This window comes from Nocardia sp. CY15, from assembly GCF_009829295.1.
Lineage (GTDB): Bacteria > Actinomycetota > Actinomycetes > Mycobacteriales > Mycobacteriaceae > Nocardia > Nocardia sputi.
In genome coordinates this window covers 25,198-43,946 of the sequence record NZ_VUOT01000006.1, presented here as the reverse complement: position 1 = coordinate 43,946, position 18,749 = coordinate 25,198, and the positions used below count along the sequence as shown (strand labels likewise).

Here is an 18,749-nt window from a genome sequence, read left to right as displayed (position 1 = left end):
GTGACGTATAACTCGGCGGCCGCGAACTCGGCCAGGCCCTGTGCGGCCGCCACTGTCGCCGCCTCGGTCACTCGATGTCGCGCGGCGAGCAGCGCCCGGCGCAGGTGCCCGCCGGGCGACCCGGCCGCCTCGTGACCAGCACCCGCGCGCTCAGGGCAGTTCGAACGGCAATGACACTCCCGCGTGGACGCGGCACCGGTCACAAGTGCCGGTGCCGTCCACCGCGGCCACCGCGCGGCGGATGAGTTCCTTGAACGGTGCGAGGTTGCGTTTGAACTCGGCGAAGACGTCGACCGCGTGCACTCCCTCGCCCTCCTCCAGGCCGGCGTCCAGATCGGTCACGAGAGCGACTGCGGCATAGCACATTTCGAGTTCCCGGGCGAGCACCGCCTCCGGGTGACCGGTCATGTTCACCAGTTCCCAGCCCTGCGCGGCGAACCACCGGCTCTCGGCGCGGGTGGAGAAGCGCGGTCCCTCGACCACGACCATGGTCGCCTCGTGCATCATGCGCAGCGCGTCGGACTGGGCCTTGATGGCGGCGGCGCGCAGTTCCTCGCAGTAGGGGTCGGCGAAGGACACGTGGATGCCGCCGCCGCCGAAGTACGTCTGCGGGCGGCCGGAAGTCCGGTCGACCAGTTGGTCCGGGACCGCGACCGTGCCGGGGCCCCAGTCCGCCCGCAGGCTGCCGACCGCGCAAGGCGCGAAGATCCGGCGCACGCCCAGCGAGCGCAGTGCCCACAGGTTCGCCCGGTAGGGCAGGGTGTGCGGTGCGAATTCGTGGTTCTTGCCGTGCCGCGGCAGGAATGCCACCGGCCTGCCCTCGACTTCTCCGACCGCGATACCCGCGCTCGGGGCGCCATAAGGTGTCTCGACCTCGACGGTGGTCGCCTCGTTGTCGAAGAAATCGTAGAAGCCGCTGCCGCCGATGACGGCGAGCGCGGGCCGGGGGTGCGAACTCATACCCCGATTGTCTCGTCCCGGGGTGTCCGTCGCGCGCCGGGATCGGCGTTACGCTGCTCGCGTGGCGGTACCGGACCGGTCCTCCGACTGGTCCGGCCGGTCGCGAGCCTGCCGCGCCGTGCGGTCGGCGCGGCGCCGGACCTGACAATCCCGGCAGGAAACTGTACCCTAGGGGGGTATTGATCCCGCTTCGCGGGACCGACAGGCAGCGAGGAGACATCGGTGGCGGATTCCCCGCACGACCACACAGCGACCGACCACTCGGCGCACGGCTACATCACCGCGAAGGACGACTACCTGAAGCGGCTGCGCCGGATCGAGGGCCAAGCGCGCGGTCTGCAGCGGATGGTCGAGGAGGAGAAGTACTGCATCGACATCCTCACCCAGGTGTCCGCCATGACCAAAGCCTTGCAAGCCGTGGCGATGGGCCTGCTCGAGGACCACATCAGCCACTGCGTGGTGGACGCGGCCGTCGCGGGCGGGCCGGAGGCCGAAGCCAAGATCAAGGAAGCCACCGACGCCATCGCGCGCCTGGTCCGATCCTGAGCGGGCTATCCGTGCCAGCGGCGGTAGACCGCGGCCGCGCCGGGGTGCAGCGGGATCGGCCCGGTGCTGATCAGCGACCGGCCGTCGAGGAACTGGGTGCCCGCCGCCTCGGTGGGGACCAGCGCGTCGGCGTGCCACACCAGCAGTTCGACGATCGCGGCGGCCACGTCTTCGGGCATGGTGTCGGCGGCGAGCAATAGGTTCGCCACCCCGATGGTGTGCACCGAGACCCCGCCGGGGTAGGCGTCCGCGGGGATCGCGACCCGGTCGTACACCGGGCCGAACCACTCCCGCATCGGCGCGGCCAGCTCGCCCATGTCCACCAGCCGCATCCGGCTGGGCACCGCCAGCAGTGCGGTCGGCACGCCACCCGCCCACAACAGCGCGTCCGCCTCGCCCGCGGTCAGGGCGGCCACCGCCTCCGGCAGCGGGCGATGCGAAATCGCCACGTCGGCGGCCGGATCCAGTCCCGCGACGCGCAGGATCCGTGCACCGGTCAGCGCCGCGCCCGACCCCGCCGCGCCCAGGCTCACCCGGGCGCCGCGCAGGTCCGCGACCGAGCCGATCGAACTGTCCGAGCGCACGACCAACTGCAGATAGTTCTCGTAGACCCGCCCCAGCGCCGACACTCGATCGGCGCTGTCGGGCACCGAGTCCACGAGCGCGAGCGCGGCGTCGACCTCGCCGCGGGCGAGCAACGCCAGGTTGGCTTGCGATCCCGAGGTGGTGACCCGCTCGATCCGCACGTCCGCGGCCGCCGCGGCGGCCAGGCCGAGCAACCCGGCGAAGGCGTGATAGAAGCCGCCCACCTCGCCGGAAGCCAGCCGCACCGTCGCGCCGGCGCCGCGCGGTGCGCAACCCGCGACACCCGCCGCGACGGCAAGCGCGAGGAACCCGCGACGACCGAAGCCGCGACGGACGATCGTTTCCCGGCTCATCGGGCCTCCCCCGCGGGCAAACGCACCCGCACCGCGAGACCGTGCGGACGCACCGCCGCCACGGTCAGGACGCCACCGCGCGCCTGCGCCAACGCCGCGGCGATCGGCAGGCCGAGCCCCGAGCCGCCTGCTCGTGCCGCGGAACCGCGGAAGAAACGCGTGGTGAGCTTGTCGATCTCGTCGGGGCGAACACCGGCTCCGTCGTCGCGGACGCTCACCGTGACCCAGCCCGGCTCGGTCTCGACCACCAGATCGGTGTGCGCGCCCGCCCCCGCGTAGCGGGTGGCGTTGCTCAGCGGTACGTCGAGTATCTGAGCGAGCACGTCGGCCGGGACCGCGACATCGGCGCGCTCTACCGTCGGCGCGACGCGCAGGTGCTGCCCGGCCGAGTCGAACGCCGAGCACCAGGCATCGAATCGGTCGGCGACCACCTGCACGGCGTCACACCGGTCCTCGTCCTCGGCGGTCCGAGCGAGGTCGAACGCCGCGGGCGTCTCGGCGACGGCCAGGCTGAGCAGGCCGTCGAGCAGCGCGGTCAGGCGGTCGACCTCGGCGCCGGCGCCGCGAAAGGTGCTCGCCGCGCTCGCCGGGATCGCGGGCTCCAGGGAATCGAGCCGGATGGTCAGGGCGGCCAGTGGGTTGCGCATCGCATGGGCGGTGTCGGCGACCAGTTGGCGCTGGGCGTCCACCGAATCGGCGACGGCCGCGGCCATGGCGTCGAAGGATTCCGCCAGCGCCCGCATCTCCGGCGGCCCGCCATACCGGCCCGCGATCGACACCGGCGCGACGGTGCCTGCGCGTGGCTTGGGCAGCGTCGCGGTCAACTCCGCCACGCCGTGCGAGAGCGCCGCGAGCGGCCGCAGCACCCAGCGGCCGATGGTCACCGCCAGCAGCACGAACAGCGCCATCGCGACGACGCCGCCGAGCACGATCACCGCCCAGGCCCGCGCGATGTCGCCACGGGCGCGCGCGGTCGACGCCTCGATCACCACGGCTCCGTTCACCTGCACGCCGGTGCCGACCGGCCGCGCCACCAGCATGGTCGGCGCGCCCCACGGTGTCAGCTTGTCCACCGAGTGCGGGCGCTGATTGCGGCGCGCGGCCGCCACCGCCGCGAGGATGCCGGGGTCGTTCACGTCGGCGCCCGCGTTCACCGTCGTCGCGCCCCTGGCGTCGACCACCAGCACGTTCTCGCCGTAGAGCTCGTGATAGCGCAGCACCTCGTCGGCCAGCGCGCGGCTGTCCCCCGCAGTGACGGCGTTGTCGGCGAGGGTGGCGAACCGGTCGGCGTCGCCCGACCGTGCCAGCACCAAGGCCTGGGTGCGGCTGGTCGCGATGGTCAGCGACAGCGGCACCGCGAACGCCAGCACCGCGATGGCGGCGAACACCGTCAGCGCGACGAGCAGGCGACGCCGCATGACCTACCTCCGCACCGCCGGACCACGCTCACTCCCCCCACCGGTACCCGTATCCGCGGATGGTGGTGATGAGGCCGGGCCGATTCAGCTTCGCCCGCAAACCGGTCATGTGCACGTCCAGCGAGCGCGAGACCGCGACGAACGCGTCGCCCCAGATGCGATCCATCAACTGCTGCCTGCTCACCGCCGCGCCCGGTCGTTCCACCAGCGCCTCGACCAGTTCGAACTCCTTCTGCGTCAGCGGCACCGGTGCACCCGCGACCTCGACCACGCGTGCGCCGAGGTCGACCCGCACATCACCGGTGACGACCACCGTCTGCGCCTGCTGCGCCGCGGCGGCCGCCCGCCTGGTCACCGTCTCCAACCGCGCGACCAACTCGGCGATCCGCGGCGGCTTCACCAGATAGTCGTCGGCGCCGCCACGCAGGCCGCGCACGATCGACCGTTCGTCGCTGCGCGCGGTCAGGATGACCACCGGCACCGAGCTCACCTCGCGCAGTCGGCGCAGCACCTGCAAACCGTCGCCGTCGGGCAGGCCCAGATCGAGGATGACCGCGTCGTAGTCGCGATGCGCGATCAGCAGGTCCGCGCCGCGTCGCTTGCGTTCGGCGCGGTAACCGCGGGCGTTGAGCGCCTCGACCAGCGCGTCTCCCACGCCGTCGTCGTCCTCGACCACCGCAAGCCGCACGCGCCGATCCTTCCACAGGGGATGGACCGGCGCGTGTGCCGGGCGGTCAGTCACGCACGGTGACCAACGGAGGTCCCGGCTCGGCCGCCGCGGCGCCGGACCCGGTGTCGGCGGTCGCGGTGGGCTCGGGCGCGTCGATCGTCGACGAGGTCGAGGTCTCCCGCATGAAGTAGTAGGTGACCAGCGAGATGGCGATGCAGCCCGCGACGTACCAGAAGTACAGCGACTCGTGACCGCCCTTCTTCAATGCCAGCGCGATCGTCTCCGCGGTGCCGCCGAAGATGGCGACGGTCAGGGCATAGGGCAGCCCGACGCCGAGCGCGCGGATCTTCGTCGGGAACAGCTCGGCCTTCACGATCGCGTTGATCGAGGTGTATCCGGTGATGATCAGCAGGGCCACCATCATCAGGCCCCACGCGGCGACCGGATCGGTGGTGCGCGCGAGCACGGTCATGATCGGCACGGTCAGCAGGCTGCCCGCCACACCGAAGAAGATCAGCAGTTTGCGGCGGCCCACCCGGTCCGACAGCGCGCCCGCCAGCGGCTGCAGCACCACGAAGACCAGCAGCGCGACGAAATTGATCCACGCGACGGTCGACTTGGAGATGCCGGAGGTGTTGATCATGAACTTCTGCATGTAGGTCGTGTAGGTGTAGAACGCGACGGTTCCGCCCAGGGTCAACCCGACGACCAGCAGGCACTCGCGCGGGTACTGCAACAGGATGCGCAGCGAACCACGCGACTGTCCTCCACCCGCCGCGCCCTGCTCCGCTGCCCGCCCGGATTCCGCGCGGAACTGCTCGGACTCGTCCATGCCGCGCCGCAGCCACATCACGATCAGCGCCCCGGCGGCGCCGATCACGAACGGAATCCGCCAGCCCCAGTCGTTCATCTGGTCGGCGTCGAGGAACTGCTGCAGCACGATCTGCACTCCCAGCGCGACGAGCTGGCCGGCCACCAGGGTCACGTATTGGAAGCTCGAGTAGAACCCGCGCCTGCCCGCCGAAGCCACCTCGGACAGATACGTCGCACTGGTGGCGTACTCGCCGCCGACCGAAAGGCCTTGCAGCAGCCGGGCCACCAGCAGCAGGGCTGGAGCGGCGAGACCGATGGTCTGGTAACCGGGGGTCAGGGCGATCATCAGCGAACCGGCCGCCATCACGGTCACCGACAGGGTCAGCGCCGAGCGCCTGCCGAACCGGTCGGCGTACCGGCCCAGTGCCCAGCCGCCGATCGGGCGCATCAGGAAGCCGACCGCGAACACGGCGGCGGTGGACAACAGCTGCGCCGTCGGGTCGTCCTTGGGAAAGAACGTCTTCGCGAAGTACACGCTGAACGCGGCGTAGACATACCAGTCGTACCACTCGACGAGGTTGCCGATGGATCCGCGCAAAACGTTCGCGACCACCCGGCGCTCGCCCACGGGCTGTGTCTGTGTCTGTGGCTGTGGCGTAGTCACAAGATCTCCTTCTTCGACGCCTCATCGCGTCGTCGCAGATCAGTGTGTCGGCAGTCACAAGCTCTCGGAACGGCTCTCGACGCTTCCTAACAGTCCCTTAGGACGATCGCCGCGGCGGCGAAACATCGCCGGCCCCCGGCGGGAAGCCGGGGGCCGGGTTGGCTCGAATCGGAATGCTCAGGAACGCGCGGCGAGCAGCGGAGCGAGAGTACGCAGCGCGGGTAGGTAGTTGTCGCCGAGGATCTGCACCGCGACGTGGTCGGCGCCGGCCCGCAGGTGCCCCGACAGCCGGTCGGCGATCTGCTCGGGCGTGCCGTGCGCGACGACGGCGTCGAACACCCGGTCGCCGGGCGGGACGGTGAGGTCGGCGTCGGTGAAACCGAACCGGCGCAGGTTGGACACATAGTTGGTCAGGCCCAGGTAGAACCCGACGGTCTCGTCGGCGACGGTATGCGCCGCCCGGACGTCATCGGTCAGCACCACCTTGTGCTCAGTCGCCAGCACCGCGTCCGGGCCGATGATCTCGCGAGCCTTCGCGGTGTGCGCCGTCGGCACGAAGTAGGGCAGCGGGCCCACCGACCGCTCGGCGGCCAGCTTCAACACCCGCGGGCCCAGCGCTGCCACCGCGCGACGTTCGGCGGGCACGCCCGCCGCGTCGAGTTCGTCGAGATACTCGACCAGCGCGTCGTACGGCTTGCGGTATTCGCCGGTGTGCTCCGGATGTCCCGCGCCGACGCCGAGCAGGAACCGGCCGGGGAAGCGCGCCTCGATCCGGTGATAGGAGTCGGCAACCTCCTTCGCCGGGGCCGCCCAGATGTTCACGATGCTGGTGGCCACGGTGATCGTTTCGGTCGCCTCCAGCAGTGGTTCGACCACTGGCAGATCCGCCGGGGGCGAGGCCCCCAACCACAGCGCGCCGTATCCCAGCTGCTCCAATTCCCGCGCGTCCTCCGGGCTGAACCCGTTGTACGCCCGCCACACTCCGAACCGCCCGAGACTGTCGAATGCCATGTCCGGACCCAACATGTGCTCGCGGGCGGCTATTCCGCGCGGACGGATCCCGGGCTTCTCACCCCCGTCGGATCTGTGCCGCGCCGCTCCAAGAGGGCTACTGTGGCAATTGCACAGCTATCGGCGCCCGCCGCCGTGGCAGGCGTCACCACTACGAAATGGAGGTGATCGCTGTGCTCAGATTCGATCCATTCCATGACATCGACACCGTCACCCGCCAATTGCTCGGTGAGAGCGCCGGAACCGCTCGCGCACCCCGATTCATGCCGATGGATCTGTTCAAGGCGGGAGATCACTACGTCTTGAACGCGGACCTGCCCGGCGTCGATCCCGGTTCGATCGATGTCAGCGTCGACAACGGCACGCTCACCTTGCGGGCGCAACGCACCGTGCCGAGCGAGGAAGGCGTCCAGTGGATCGCCTCGGAACGCTTCGCGGGCGCCTTCATGCGCCAGCTGTCCCTCGGCGAGAACGTCGACGTCGACAACATCGGCGCGACCTATAACAACGGCGTGCTGTCGGTGACGATCCCGATCGCGGAGCGCGCGAAGCCGCGTCGCATCCAGATCTCCGGGGCATCCCAAGAGCCGAGGACGATCGAAGCGCAGACGAGGCAGACCGAACAACTGTCGCCGACGCAGCGCGAACAATCCCAGCAGTCCGAACAGTCCCAGCAGCAATACCCCGGGTCATCCAAGTGACCGGGTCGCTACCCGCACCCGCACCCGCACCCGAGCACGGGTGCGGGTAGTCCCCATTCTCAATCGCCGCAACAACCCGCGTCCGGGACCGGGACCGACCGCATCTCGCGGGTCTGCGCGTTGCGGGCGGCGAGTTCCCCGTCGGCCGGATAGTCGACGCCGATCAGGCTCAGACCGTGGGCGGGAGCGACGGTCACCGAGCTGGAACGCTCCCGCTCACGCAAGAGCTCGGCGACCCATTCCGGAGTGCGGCGACCTTCGCCGACCGCGAGGACCGCGCCGACCAGGCTGCGGACCATCGACCAGCAGAACGCGTCCGCGCTGACATAGGCGACCAGCAGATCGCCGTCGCGCACCCAATCGAAGCGCTGCAACTCGCGGACGGTCGTCGCGCCCTCCCTACGCCGGCAGAACGCGGCGAAATCGTGCAGCCCCAGCAGCTTCCGCGATGCCACGCGCATGGCTGGGACGTCGACGCCGGATCGGCAGGCGACCACGCCGCGGGCCTGCAGCGGTTCCGCGCCGTACGGTGCGGTGGTCAATCGATAGGCGTAGTGGCGGCGGACGGCGGAGAACCGGGCGTCGAACTCGGGCGCGGCCAGGCGCGCGTCCTTGATCCGCACGTCCTTCGGCAGGAATCGCGCCATCCGGTGCACCAGCTTGCCCGCATCCAGTTCGCCGGAGGTGTCGAAGTGCGCGACCTGTCCCTCCGCATGCACGCCCGCGTCGGTGCGGCCCGCCACCGTCAGCTGGATCGGCTCGCGGAACACCTTGCTCAGCGAGTCCTCCAGCACGCCCTGCACGGTGCGCAGACCCGGCTGACGCGCCCAGCCGACGAAATCCGTGCCGTCGTAGGCGATGTCCAGCCGGACCCGGGACAGGCCGGTCACGGGCTCGCCGGGCGTGTCCTCGCGCGGCCGGTCCGACATCGATCCCACCGATTCCTCCACGGTCACATGATCCTCCGGTCGAAACGAACGAGCCCGCCGACCCAGTGCGGGTGGCGGGCTCGTACGTGAAACTCCGACGCTCAGCGTCAGGCGTCCTTCTTCTCCTCGGCGGGCTGCTCCTCGGCGGCCGGAGCCTCGGCCTCGGCGGTCTCGGTGGCGGCCTCGTCGGCCTGCGCCTCGACGACCTCGGCGGCCGGAGCCTCCTCCGCCTGCTTCGACGCCGCGACGCGACGGGCGCGATCGGCCTCGTTGGTCACGGTCTTCTCCCGGACCAGCTCGATGATCGCCATCGGCGCGTTGTCACCCTTGCGCGGCAGCGTCTTGGTGATGCGGGTGTAGCCACCCTCGCGCCCCTCGAACGACGGGCCGATCTCGGCGAAGAGTTCGTGCACGACGGTCTTGTTGCGGATCACCTTCAGCACCTCGCGACGGTCGGCAAGGGTGCCGGCCTTCGCCTTGGTGATCAGCTTCTCCGCGTAGGGGCGCACGGCCTTGGCTTTGGCCTCGGTGGTGGTGATCCGGCCGTGCTCGAAGAGCGCCGTCGCCAGATTGGCGAAGATCGCCTTCTGGTGCGACGCCGACCCGCCGAAGCGGGCACCCTTCTTGGGCTTGGGCATTGTGATGTTCTCCTGTGTCTTTTCTCGGCGCTCCCGGGCGCGTCGCTTACGCCGCGGGCGCGAGGCCGGGCCGGGGCGCCTCCCCCGGCGGCCTAGAGCTGTTCGGTCTCGGCGTAGTCCTGCTCGCCGCCATCGGTGTCACTGAACGTGCCGCTGTCGCTCCACGTGCCGGTGCTCGCGTCGTAGCCGACCACGCTGGACGGATCGAACGACGCCGGGCTGTCCTTGAGCGAGAGGCCCAGCGCGTGCAGCTTGACCTTGACCTCGTCGATGGACTTCTGGCCGAAGTTGCGAATGTCCAGCAGATCCGACTCGGTGCGGGCGACCAGCTCGCCCACGGTGTGCACACCCTCGCGCTTGAGGCAGTTGTAGGACCGGACGGTGAGGTCCAGGTCCTCGATCGGCAGTCCGAACGAGGCGATGTGGTCCGCCTCGGCCGGCGAGGGGCCGATCTCGATGCCCTCGGCTTCGACGTTCAGCTCACGAGCCAGGCCGAAGAGTTCGACCAGGGTCTTGCCCGCCGAAGCGAGCGCGTCCCGTGCGCTGATGGAGTTCTTGGTCTCCACGTCGAGGATGAGACGGTCGAAGTCGGTGCGCTGCTCGACGCGGGTGGCCTCGACCTTGTAGGTCACCTTGAGCACAGGCGAGTAGATCGAATCCACCGGGATCCGGCCGATTTCCGCACCGGAGGCCTTGTTCTGCACGGCGGGGACGTAGCCGCGACCGCGCTCGACGACGAGCTCGATCTCCAGCTTGCCCTTGTCGTTCAGGGTCGCGATGTGCATGTCCGGGTTGTGCACCACGACACCGCTCGGCGGGACGATGTCACCGGCGGTGACGGTGCCCGGGCCCTGCTTGCGCACGTACATCGTGACCGGCTCGTCCTCCTCCGAGGACACGACCAGGCCCTTGAGGTTCAGGATGATGTCGGTGACATCCTCCTTCACGCCGGGAACGGTGGTGAACTCGTGCAGGACGCCGTCGATGCGGATGCTCGTGACCGCGGCCCCCGGAATCGAGGACAGCAGGGTACGCCGCAGGGAGTTGCCGAGGGTGTAACCGAAGCCCGGCTCGAGCGGTTCGATGGTGAACTTCGACCGGTTCTCGGCGACGACCTCTTCGGTCAGCGTCGGACGCTGTGAGATCAGCATGGGGATCATCCTCCTTTTTGGGCGCCCGCTATTTGACGCCTCGTCTCAGGGGTTGTGCGTGGCCGCCCATGTCGGGCGACCACGCACCAGCAGCACAGTGCTGTACTCGTCGAAGTATTACTTCGAGTAGTACTCGACGATCAGCTGTTCCTGCAGCGGCACATCGATCTGGGCGCGCTCGGGCAACTGGTGGACCAGAATCCGCAGTCGGCCCGGGATCACCTGCAGCCAGCCCGGAACCGGGCGGTCGCCGACGGTCTCACGCGCCACCTGGAACGGCAGGGTGCCCAGCGACTTCTCCTTGACATCGATGATGTCGTACTGGGTGACCTGGAAGCTGGGAACGTCGACCTTCTTGTTGTTCACCAGGAAGTGGCCGTGAGAGACCAGCTGGCGAGCCTGACGGCGGGTACGGGCCAGACCGGCGCGGTACACCACGTTGTCCAGCCGGGTCTCGAGCAGACGCAGCAGGTTGTCACCGGTCTTGCCCTTGAGGCGGTTGGCCTCCTTGTAGTACCGGCTGAACTGCTTCTCCATGATGCCGTAGGTGAAGCGGGCCTTCTGCTTCTCCTGCAGCTGGAGCAGGTACTCGCTCTCCTTGATCCGCGCGCGGCCGTGCTGGCCGGGCGGGTAGGGGCGACGCTCGAACGCCTGGTCGCCTCCGACGAGGTCGACGCGCAGACGACGCGACTTGCGGGTGATGGGGCCTGTGTAACGAGCCATTGTTCGCTGTTCCTTTCCCGCTAGACGCGACGCCGCTTGGGCGGACGGCAGCCGTTGTGCGGCTGCGGGGTGACATCGGAGATCGTGCCCACCTCGAGGCCCGCGGCCTGCAGCGAGCGGATCGCGGTCTCACGGCCCGAACCGGGGCCCTTCACGAACACGTCGACCTTCTTGACGCCGTGTTCCTGCGCCTTGCGGGCGGCGTTCTCGGCGGCGAGCTGCGCGGCGAACGGGGTCGACTTGCGCGAGCCCTTGAAGCCGACGTGACCCGACGACGCCCAGGAGATGACGTTGCCGTTCGGGTCGGTGATCGACACGATCGTGTTGTTGAACGTGCTCTTGATGTGTGCGTTGCCGTGCGGGACGTTCTTCTTGTCCCTGCGACGCGACTTCTGGGTCTTCTTCGGGCCCGCGGCCCGACTCTTCGGAGGCATCGGTTATCCCTACTTCTTCTTGCCGGCGACGGTGCGCTTCGGGCCCTTGCGGGTGCGCGCGTTGGTCTTGGTGCGCTGGCCACGGACGGGCAGGCCACGACGGTGGCGCAGACCCTGGTAGCAGCCGATCTCGATCTTGCGGCGAATATCGGCCTGCACCTCGCGGCGCAGGTCACCCTCGACCTTGAACTCGGAAGCCTCGATGTAGTCACGCAGCTTCGTCAGATCGTCGTCGCTGAGATCCTTCGAACGCAGGTCCGGGCTGACGCCGGTGGCCTCGAGGATCTCCTTGGAGCGGGTACGGCCAATGCCGAAAATGTAGGTCAGTGCGATCTCCATGCGCTTCTCGCGCGGGAGGTCGACGCCCATGAGACGTGCCATCTGGCAGTTTCCTTAATCGTTGCGGAGGTCTGCTCCCTGTCCGTCCCCTCGTCTTGTGGGGCACCGGCCTCCGAACCGGTGGTAGGCGCGCACGCCCCAGGGCGAACCCTGATATCCGCAGCGTGCGGCTGGTGCTGGGAGTTCTTCTTGCCAATCCGAACTGCGGTTCGGTGCTTGGCTGGTGTTGCGTCGAGCGGCGCCGTCGGCATGCCTCGGGCGGGTGAAGCGAGGTCTCCCTCGCCTCCGCTCAGCCCTGGCGCTGCTTGTGGCGCAGGTTGTCGCAGATCACCATGACCCGGCCGTGACGGCGGATCACCTTGCACTTCTCGCAGATCTTCTTGACGCTCGGCTGAACCTTCACGTCCGTCCAATCTGTTGTGGTTCACACGGGTGTGAACACAGTTTTTCCCCAGTCGGCGACTGGGGAAGCTCTGTGGTGAGTCGTTTCGACTCGGTCCCGGCGTACGCCGGGACAACCGGCCGCGCCGACCCGATCGCGCCGGGCGCGATCACTTGTAGCGGTAAACGATCCGGCCACGCGACAGGTCGTAGGGCGAGAGCTCGACGACCACACGGTCCTCGGGGAGGATGCGAATGTAGTGCTGCCGCATCTTCCCGCTGATGTGCGCGAGAACCTTGTGCCCGTTCTCGAGCTCGATCCGGAACATCGCATTGGGCAGCGGCTCGACAACCCGACCCTCGACCTCGATGGCCCCGTCTTTCTTCGCCATGTCCTCCGCGATCCCGGTTACACTCAACCTGGTTTGTTTGCCTGGTTCTGCTCGGATGGACCGGTCGCCTGAGCGGACCGCTCGCACACAAACAGGCGGCGCATAGGTGCACCGCCGCTCCAGCTTACCGACCCGTTCCCGTTCGGGCAAAAATGCCTCCCTGTATACCCGTGTCGCCTGCCGTTTCGCAGCCGCCTTCCCACCGGTGGCGGGCGTCTGGTCCTGCGCCGCGACGGGACCGGGTTGTCGCGTAAACTGGCCGCTGTCCAGGTATTTGGGTCGAGCAGATCGAGGGGGATGCGTGAGCCGGCGCAGCGAGCGAGGCACCGGCGGAGGCGCCCTCGGTCTGGGCCGAGCGAGCGGCAGGGAGGCGAGGCCGTGTGAGTAAGCGTAGCGAGCGAGTCACCGGCAGTGCGCCCCTGGCCACGACCGAGCCGAGCAGCAGCGAGGGAAGTCGTGAGTGAACGCAGCGAGCGAGTCATCGGCACACCGAGCCGCAGCGAGGCGCAGCCGTGAGCCGTAGCAATGACGGCCTTCCCATGCTGCCGCCGTGGCTGTCGGAGAGCGACGTCACACAGAGCGGCTACGAAGCGCCGGTGCAGAACCTCCCGCACGAGGAACTCATCGAGGAATCCCTCGGCCGCAGACGCGGACGTTTCAAGAATCGCGCACCCGAGGCGGAACGCCCGGAGGCCGCGCGGCCGGAGAAGCGCCGCAAGGGCTGGCGCCGCGACAAGCACGACGGACCCTCCGACGAGCAACCGCGGCAGAGCGAGCCGAACCGCGCGCCGATGCCTGCGCCGGTCGAGCCCGTACCGGGTCAGATGCCATCCACCGGCTACGACCGGATACCGCCGGAGCAGGAGAACACGTGGCAGGCGCCACCCCCGCGCGACAATTCGCCGCAGCGCGGCCTGCCCACCCGTAACCCCTCGCAGCCCTCTCCCGGATTCCAGCCGCTGGGCAGCAGGCCCGCGGACGCGTCCGTGCGCAACGATCAGCCCGCGCCTCCGCAGGCCCGCAGGCCGGATCTCCCGCCCCCGCCGCCACTGCCCGTCCCGCCGCGGCAGCCGGACGGTGAGAGGTCCGCTCCGATGCCGACCGACGAGCAGGCCCGGCCGCCCCGCGGCGAGAGCGCGCCCGGCCAGGACGCGGGCACCACCCGCCCTCCGCTCGCGCCGCAGAACGGCGGATGGCCATCCACCGGCAACCCTCGGCTCGACGCCGCGCTGTCGGCCGTGCTGCCGAACCATTGGCCTGCGGCCGCGCCGCCAAACAACCAGTCCGCGCCCAGCAGCCAATCCGCGTCGCCCAGCAGCCAATCCGCGTCGCCGAGCAACCACCCCTTCGCACCACCGGTGGGCACGGACACGACAAGGAACACCGCGGCAGCGCCGGTTGCCGAGCAGCGGGAGATCCCGCCGAGCGGTCCGAATCAGACGTGGCCGACCGGCAACCAGCCGCCGACTCCGTCCAGCGGCCACACGCCCACTGCGCCGGTAGACGGCGGACACCCCGCAGTGCCATCGTCCGCAGCCGACCACCCGAGGTCGGCGGCTGCGGAATCCGGAGAGCGCCCCGCAGCCGATACGATCGGCGCCGCATCCACGATGGATGCCGGACGGACGCCCGTGGCAGACCGCCCCGCAGATCCCGGCCCGGTAACGTCGTCCGCCGAAGACGATCCCGCAGTGGCGCACCATGTGCCATCCGCACGGCCGTCCGCAGGTGGCATTCCCGCGCCCGCAACGCAGGCCGGCCCATCCGGTCCCACCGTCGCGGATTCCGGCGGTCCGCCGCCCTGGCTCGCGGCGCCGCGGCCCGAGCAGAACGAGGCACCCGCGACGGACCCGCCTCGGCGTCTCCCGCCGCTACCCGATCCGCCCGCGCCGCACGAGCGGGCACACGTCGCGCCGACCGACGACGAGCACCGCCCGCCGCCGCGCAGCGCGGACGGTCCGCCGCCCTGGCTCGGTCACACCGCACCGGAGCAAACCGGTCAGCCGGGCCGACCCGGACTTCCGCCTGTGCCGAACGAAGTCGCCGCACAGAGCGGCCGAGTGCCCGTCGAGCATTCGGGGCAGGCACCGCGGCTGCCCGCCGACCGCGGACCGGCGTCGAACCCGCAGCCCGCGGATCTCGGTGCCGCGCAACCGGCCGCGTCCGTGCCCCCTCCGCACACCGAACAGGGTGCGGTCGGTCCGGTGCTGCCCGCCCCCGATAGCGCCTCCGCGACCGGCGCTCCGGTTACACCGGATATCGCCGCGCAGCCGACCACGTTCACCGCTCGACCGAAGACGGCCGGGGCGGCGAATCCGGTTCCCGCGCAACCTGGCCCGGTTCCCGCGCAACCTGGTCCTGTGAACCTGGTCGGCCCTGTCGGCCCTCCGCCCGCGCAACCTGGTCCGGTTCCCGCGCAACCTGCTCCGGTTCTCCCGCAGCCTGATCCGGGTTTCACGGCGCCGAGTTGGACGAGCACGGCCGGAGCCGATTCCGCGTCGGCGCGCCCAGTGGGCGGCGGACGACACCGGCTGCCTGCCGAGACGAGCGCCTCCTCTGCTGCGCAGGCGCCGATCGCACCGGCGCCTGACTTCGACCAGCAGCCGGTACCTCAGCACCGGCCGGGCCCCGCCTACGCGGGCGATCCGCAGCCGGCACCACACGCGCCGATCGGTGAACACGCCAGTCACCCGCCACAGTTCGCGGGTGGGCAGCTGCCGGGTACCGCACCGCAGGCCCCCGCCGATCAGTGGCGCAACACCGCCGAACCGGTCGCCGCGCCCGAATCCGCCCCGGTGGCGCCGTATTCCGCGCCTCCGCAGTACCAGGCCGATCAGCAGCCCCACGCCCAGCCCGCCCCGCACGCAAGCCCGCAGTGGGGCACGCCGCAGGGCTACGCGCAACCGCAGGCCCAGCAGCCGGGCGTGCCGTTCCAGCCTTCGCTGGACAACGTGCCGCTGCGGCGGGCCAAGAAGGCGCCGGGCTCCGGGTGGCGCAAGGCGGTGCATCACGTGTCCGGCGGCGCGATCAACCCCGGCATGTCCGCCGAGGAACGCAGGCTGCAAGAACTGGTCGCGCGGATCAGGCAGCCGGTCCGCGGCGATTACCGGATCGCGGTGCTCTCGCTCAAGGGTGGTGTCGGAAAGACCACCACCACAATGGGTATCGGCTCCATCTTCGCCTCCATCCGGGGCGACCGGGTGATCGCGGTGGACGCCAATCCCGATTTCGGCACGCTGTCGCAGCGGGTGCCGCTACAGACCAGGTCCACCGTGCGCGACCTGCTCCTCGACTCGTCCATCCAGCGCTATTCGGATGTGCGCAGGCACACCTCACAGGCGACGAGCCGCCTGGAAGTGCTGGCCAGCGAACGCGATCCGGCCGCGTCGGAGGCGTTCAGCGAGGAGGAGTACCGCGCTGTCGCCCGAATTCTGCAGCGGTTCTACAACATCATCCTCACCGACTGCGGTACCGGACTCATGCACTCGGCCATGTCCGGGGTATTGGACCTGGCGCACTCGCTGGTGCTGATCTCCTCCCCCGCGATCGACGGAGCCCGCAGCGCCGCCGCGACGTTGGACTGGTTGTCGCTGCACGGTCACGACCACTTGGTGCGCAATGCGGTGGTGGTGATCAACTCTCCGCGCGCCGGATCGCCGAATGTCGGTATCCAGCAACTACGGGAGTACTTCCTGTCCCGGTGCCGCGCCGTGCACATCATCCCGTTCGACCCGCACATGTCCGAGGGCGCCGAAATCGATCTGCACCGGCTGCACAAGCAGACCAAGCGCGCCTACGTCGAGCTGGCGGCGACCGTCGCGGACGACTTCGCCACCGATCACCGCCGTTATCACCCGTGATACCCGCCGGGGCCGTGGCCCGGCGGGCAAGAAGGGCGAGCGGATCAGCCGCTCACCACTCGGGCAGACGCCGCCTGCCCGCCATGACGTCGCGCACCAGATCGTCGTAGGCGTCGGCGAGTTCGGCGAGATGATGCCACGCGTTGTGCAGCAGCTCGTCGTGCGCGTTCAGCGTCATCAACGCGTGGTGCGCGCGCACCGAGGACTCGGCCAGGCGATCGATCACCGCGCCCACCGTTTCGGTGTGCAGAGTGGCACCGAGCCGATGCTGCGGCACGCTGCGCATCACCCAGTCGTCGATGGCCATCACCAATTCGACTCTGCGACGCTCGATTTCGCGAACCACCGCCACGGCGGTATCCACCGAACCACCACGGCCGACCAGGCGACGCTCGTGTAGCACTGCCAGATCGCGAGCGAACCACAGGAGCGGACCACCGACCACACGGTGCCCGCGACACGCCCGGACCAATAGGTCGGACGTGGGAAGCAATCCCGGCGCCGAAGAGCGCACCGAGGGATCGACACACCTCGGTGTGCCGGGAAGGGCCATTACGACCGTTGTATCCGAACCTGCCACGTTGCCTCGCCGTCATCGCCGCACAACACCGGATCAGGACGTTCATTACAATAAACCTCTGAAGGCCCCTGTCAAGCGTTACCCGGCCGTAGGGAGTCACGAAGAGTACACTTCGTTACCTGCACGACCAACCGAGGAGCAAGATGGCGGACGGTCCGACGTATCACCGGATCGCAGACCTCCTCCGCGAGGAGATCCGCGCAGCCAAGTGGAAGCCGGGCGATCGACTGCCCAGTCACTCCGAGCTTGCCGATCAGATGCAGGTCTCGATAACCACCGCCCGCAACGCGATCCAGGTGCTGGTGACCGAGAATTTGGTCTACACAGCAACTTCCCGCGGGACGATCGTTCGAAACCAAGAGGTTCTCGAATCCGTTGTCACCGACTCCATTCGCCCCGACCGGCCGCAGACCCCGCACGACATCTTCGAGGAGATCGCGCGGGCCGCGAGCCGGGAGCCGTCGAAGGAGTTCAGCGCGAGAATGGAGCCGGCCAGTCCCGAGGTCGCGTCGTGGCTGGGCATACCGCCGGATTCCTGGGTACTGGCCAGGACCGTGGTCCAGTATCTCGATCACGAACCGTGGTCATGGGAGGTCAGCTTCTATCCCCGAGACCTGGCCGAGGCCACGGGAATCGACTCCCCGCACGACATTCCGGAGGGAACCACTCGCCGCCTCGCCGACCGCGGCCATGCCGAGACCGCGCACCGCGACACTCTGGTCGCTCGTCCGGCCAGTGCGGAGGAGGCCTCGGTGCTCGGCGTCGCCACCGGCACCATCCTGCTCGACCATCTGCGCATCGGAGCCACGCACGAGCGCGTCACCCGTGCCACCCGGCATCGTTCGCTGGCCACCGGCAATCGGCTCGCCTACGAACTCGGCGATGCCCAAGGCACCGCGATAATTCGGGCGACGCTTGCCAACTCCCACGGGTCCGGTCCGGCCTAGCCCATGACGATCGCGCTGCGCCAGGCTACGGGGGGCGATCTCGGCCTGATCTGCCGCCTGCGTGTGCAGCGCACGGCGTGGCTGACCGCGCGCGGCTCCGATCAGTGGACGGTCGCCGGGCGCGGCCTGCCCATCGAGATCTTCGCCCGTGCCGTCGGACGTTCGCTGGACGCGGGCGAGACCTGGATCGCGGAGGTCTCGGGCGAGCCCGCGGGCACCATCACGGTCAACGACCGCGCCGATGCGGGTCTGTGGTCGCAATGGGAACTCGATGACTCGGTGATCGTCCATTTCATGATCGTCGATCTGCGTTTCGCGGGGCGACGCGTCGGTCACCGGATGCTCGCCCACGCGGGGATGCTCGCCCGCCGACAGCAACGCGGATGGGTCCGGCTGGATGCGTGGACCACCAATTCCGACCTGCACGACTATTATCGGTCCGCCGGTTTCCGTTTGGTTCGCATCGCGGGGCCGCTCGCGGTGGGACCGTCGCGCGCGCTGTTCGAGCGACGAGCCGACAGCTGGGATCGCGCACTGCCCGTACCGGTCCCGGCGGTCACACGATCGGCTACGTCGGCGATTCTGCGATCCCCCCGGTCGAACAACTGACCGGTACGCCACAGCGCGGGCAGGTGACCCTTGCGGATCGCGTCC

Annotated in this window: 19 protein-coding genes and 1 pseudogene; 5 read left to right on the top strand and 15 right to left on the bottom strand. The window is 69.5% G+C overall.

Going from position 1 to position 18,749, the window contains the following annotated elements; all coding sequences use genetic code 11:
- Window positions 1-150 precede the first annotated feature (150 nt).
- Entirely contained in the window at window positions 151-960 is an 810-nt protein-coding gene (locus tag GVY39_RS10100) for an S-methyl-5'-thioadenosine phosphorylase (RefSeq protein WP_159922923.1), read from the bottom strand.
- A gap of 222 nt (window positions 961-1,182) precedes the next feature.
- On the opposite strand from GVY39_RS10100, the gene GVY39_RS10095 reads away from it, so the two are divergent.
- Complete coding sequence (locus GVY39_RS10095; RefSeq protein WP_159922921.1) at window positions 1,183-1,506, top strand: metal-sensitive transcriptional regulator; 324 nt, start codon at window positions 1,183-1,185, stop codon at window positions 1,504-1,506.
- Window positions 1,507-1,511: 5 nt separating this feature from the next.
- Here GVY39_RS10095 and GVY39_RS10090 read toward each other — a convergent pair whose 3' ends face one another.
- The 5 genes from GVY39_RS10090 to GVY39_RS10070 all read right to left on the bottom strand — a co-directional run bounded on the left by GVY39_RS10090 (window position 1,512) and on the right by GVY39_RS10070 (window position 7,020).
- Window positions 1,512-2,444 (bottom strand): TAXI family TRAP transporter solute-binding subunit, encoded by a 933-nt coding sequence (locus GVY39_RS10090; protein ID WP_159922919.1) that lies wholly within the window; start codon window positions 2,442-2,444, stop codon window positions 1,512-1,514.
- Window positions 2,441-3,862: a sensor histidine kinase KdpD gene (locus tag GVY39_RS10085; RefSeq protein ID WP_159922917.1), complete on the bottom strand. Its 1,422-nt coding sequence runs from the start codon at window positions 3,860-3,862 to the stop codon at window positions 2,441-2,443. The genes GVY39_RS10090 and GVY39_RS10085 overlap by 4 nt, the downstream gene beginning before the upstream one ends.
- 28 nt (window positions 3,863-3,890) lie before the next feature.
- Window positions 3,891-4,550 carry a response regulator transcription factor gene (locus GVY39_RS10080; RefSeq protein WP_159922915.1) on the bottom strand — a complete coding sequence of 220 codons (660 nt, stop codon included), beginning with the start codon at window positions 4,548-4,550 and terminating at the stop codon, window positions 3,891-3,893.
- Between the two features lie 46 nt (window positions 4,551-4,596).
- Complete coding sequence (locus GVY39_RS10075) at window positions 4,597-6,009, bottom strand: MFS transporter (protein ID WP_223518744.1); 1,413 nt, start codon at window positions 6,007-6,009, stop codon at window positions 4,597-4,599.
- A gap of 177 nt (window positions 6,010-6,186) precedes the next feature.
- Window positions 6,187-7,020, bottom strand: coding sequence for an LLM class F420-dependent oxidoreductase (locus tag GVY39_RS10070; protein WP_159922913.1), 834 nt, complete (start codon window positions 7,018-7,020; stop codon window positions 6,187-6,189).
- A 173-nt stretch (window positions 7,021-7,193) separates the two neighbouring features.
- On the opposite strand from GVY39_RS10070, the pseudogene GVY39_RS10065 reads away from it, so the two are divergent.
- Window positions 7,194-7,625: pseudogene (locus GVY39_RS10065) on the top strand (Hsp20/alpha crystallin family protein); the annotation flags it as partial.
- A 155-nt stretch (window positions 7,626-7,780) separates the two neighbouring features.
- On the opposite strand, the gene truA reads toward GVY39_RS10065, so the two are convergent.
- From truA to infA, 8 genes are all read right to left on the bottom strand, one after another.
- A complete protein-coding gene (gene truA / locus GVY39_RS10060; protein ID WP_159923188.1) occupies window positions 7,781-8,650 on the bottom strand; it encodes a tRNA pseudouridine(38-40) synthase TruA in 870 nt (289 codons plus the stop codon).
- A gap of 107 nt (window positions 8,651-8,757) precedes the next feature.
- Window positions 8,758-9,288 (bottom strand): 50S ribosomal protein L17, encoded by a 531-nt coding sequence (gene rplQ / locus GVY39_RS10055; RefSeq protein WP_159922911.1) that lies wholly within the window; start codon window positions 9,286-9,288, stop codon window positions 8,758-8,760.
- Between the two features lie 92 nt (window positions 9,289-9,380).
- Window positions 9,381-10,439, bottom strand: coding sequence for a DNA-directed RNA polymerase subunit alpha (locus GVY39_RS10050; protein ID WP_039796155.1), 1,059 nt, complete (start codon window positions 10,437-10,439; stop codon window positions 9,381-9,383).
- 117 nt (window positions 10,440-10,556) lie between these two features.
- Window positions 10,557-11,162, bottom strand: coding sequence for a 30S ribosomal protein S4 (rpsD, locus tag GVY39_RS10045; RefSeq protein ID WP_159922909.1), 606 nt, complete (start codon window positions 11,160-11,162; stop codon window positions 10,557-10,559).
- Window positions 11,163-11,182: 20 nt separating this feature from the next.
- Window positions 11,183-11,596, bottom strand: a complete 414-nt coding sequence (gene rpsK, locus GVY39_RS10040; protein ID WP_039795647.1) for a 30S ribosomal protein S11 — start codon at window positions 11,594-11,596, stop codon at window positions 11,183-11,185.
- A 9-nt stretch (window positions 11,597-11,605) separates the two neighbouring features.
- The gene (gene rpsM, locus GVY39_RS10035; RefSeq protein ID WP_039795645.1) at window positions 11,606-11,977 is read right to left on the bottom strand and encodes a 30S ribosomal protein S13; all 372 of its coding nucleotides are present in this window, start codon (window positions 11,975-11,977) and stop codon (window positions 11,606-11,608) included.
- A 247-nt stretch (window positions 11,978-12,224) separates the two neighbouring features.
- On the bottom strand, window positions 12,225-12,338 hold the full coding sequence (rpmJ, locus tag GVY39_RS10030; RefSeq protein ID WP_011207363.1) for a 50S ribosomal protein L36: 114 nt from the start codon (window positions 12,336-12,338) through the stop codon (window positions 12,225-12,227).
- 148 nt (window positions 12,339-12,486) lie between these two features.
- Window positions 12,487-12,708 (bottom strand): translation initiation factor IF-1, encoded by a 222-nt coding sequence (gene infA / locus GVY39_RS10025; protein WP_003418601.1) that lies wholly within the window; start codon window positions 12,706-12,708, stop codon window positions 12,487-12,489.
- 512 nt (window positions 12,709-13,220) lie between these two features.
- On the opposite strand from infA, the gene GVY39_RS34330 reads away from it, so the two are divergent.
- On the top strand, window positions 13,221-16,568 hold the full coding sequence (locus GVY39_RS34330) for an AAA family ATPase (RefSeq protein ID WP_236565386.1): 3,348 nt from the start codon (window positions 13,221-13,223) through the stop codon (window positions 16,566-16,568).
- 52 nt (window positions 16,569-16,620) lie between these two features.
- On the opposite strand, the gene GVY39_RS34325 is transcribed toward GVY39_RS34330, so the two are convergent.
- On the bottom strand, window positions 16,621-16,932 hold the full coding sequence (locus GVY39_RS34325) for a DUF4254 domain-containing protein (RefSeq protein WP_223518746.1): 312 nt from the start codon (window positions 16,930-16,932) through the stop codon (window positions 16,621-16,623).
- A gap of 359 nt (window positions 16,933-17,291) precedes the next feature.
- Between GVY39_RS34325 and GVY39_RS10010 the strand changes: the two genes are divergently transcribed.
- Together GVY39_RS10010 and GVY39_RS10005 are read left to right on the top strand one after the other, a co-directional pair.
- Window positions 17,292-18,095 carry a GntR family transcriptional regulator gene (locus GVY39_RS10010; protein ID WP_159922905.1) on the top strand — a complete coding sequence of 268 codons (804 nt, stop codon included), beginning with the start codon at window positions 17,292-17,294 and terminating at the stop codon, window positions 18,093-18,095.
- Window positions 18,096-18,098: 3 nt separating this feature from the next.
- Window positions 18,099-18,704, top strand: a complete 606-nt coding sequence (locus GVY39_RS10005) for a GNAT family N-acetyltransferase (protein WP_159922903.1) — start codon at window positions 18,099-18,101, stop codon at window positions 18,702-18,704.
- Window positions 18,705-18,749: the final 45 nt, after the last annotated feature.

Bases quoted from the DNA above. Each gene is read 5' to 3' on its own strand.
- GVY39_RS10100 (WP_159922923.1), bottom strand. From the start codon at position 960: ATGAGTTCGCACCCCCGGCCCGCGCTCGCCGTCATCGGCGGCAGCGGC.
- GVY39_RS10090 (WP_159922919.1), bottom strand. From the start codon at position 2,444: ATGAGCCGGGAAACGATCGTCCGTCGCGGCTTCGGTCGTCGCGGGTTC.
- GVY39_RS10085 (WP_159922917.1), bottom strand. From the start codon at position 3,862: ATGCGGCGTCGCCTGCTCGTCGCGCTGACGGTGTTCGCCGCCATCGCG.
- GVY39_RS10070 (WP_159922913.1), bottom strand. From the start codon at position 7,020: ATGGCATTCGACAGTCTCGGGCGGTTCGGAGTGTGGCGGGCGTACAAC.
- truA (WP_159923188.1), bottom strand. From the start codon at position 8,650: ATGTCGGACCGGCCGCGCGAGGACACGCCCGGCGAGCCCGTGACCGGC.
- rplQ (WP_159922911.1), bottom strand. From the start codon at position 9,288: ATGCCCAAGCCCAAGAAGGGTGCCCGCTTCGGCGGGTCGGCGTCGCAC.
- GVY39_RS10050 (WP_039796155.1), bottom strand. From the start codon at position 10,439: ATGCTGATCTCACAGCGTCCGACGCTGACCGAAGAGGTCGTCGCCGAG.
- rpsD (WP_159922909.1), bottom strand. From the start codon at position 11,162: ATGGCTCGTTACACAGGCCCCATCACCCGCAAGTCGCGTCGTCTGCGC.
- rpsK (WP_039795647.1), bottom strand. From the start codon at position 11,596: ATGCCTCCGAAGAGTCGGGCCGCGGGCCCGAAGAAGACCCAGAAGTCG.
- rpsM (WP_039795645.1), bottom strand. From the start codon at position 11,977: ATGGCACGTCTCATGGGCGTCGACCTCCCGCGCGAGAAGCGCATGGAG.
- infA (WP_003418601.1), bottom strand. From the start codon at position 12,708: ATGGCGAAGAAAGACGGGGCCATCGAGGTCGAGGGTCGGGTTGTCGAG.
- GVY39_RS10010 (WP_159922905.1), top strand. From the start codon at position 17,292: ATGGCGGACGGTCCGACGTATCACCGGATCGCAGACCTCCTCCGCGAG.
- GVY39_RS10005 (WP_159922903.1), top strand. From the start codon at position 18,099: ATGACGATCGCGCTGCGCCAGGCTACGGGGGGCGATCTCGGCCTGATC.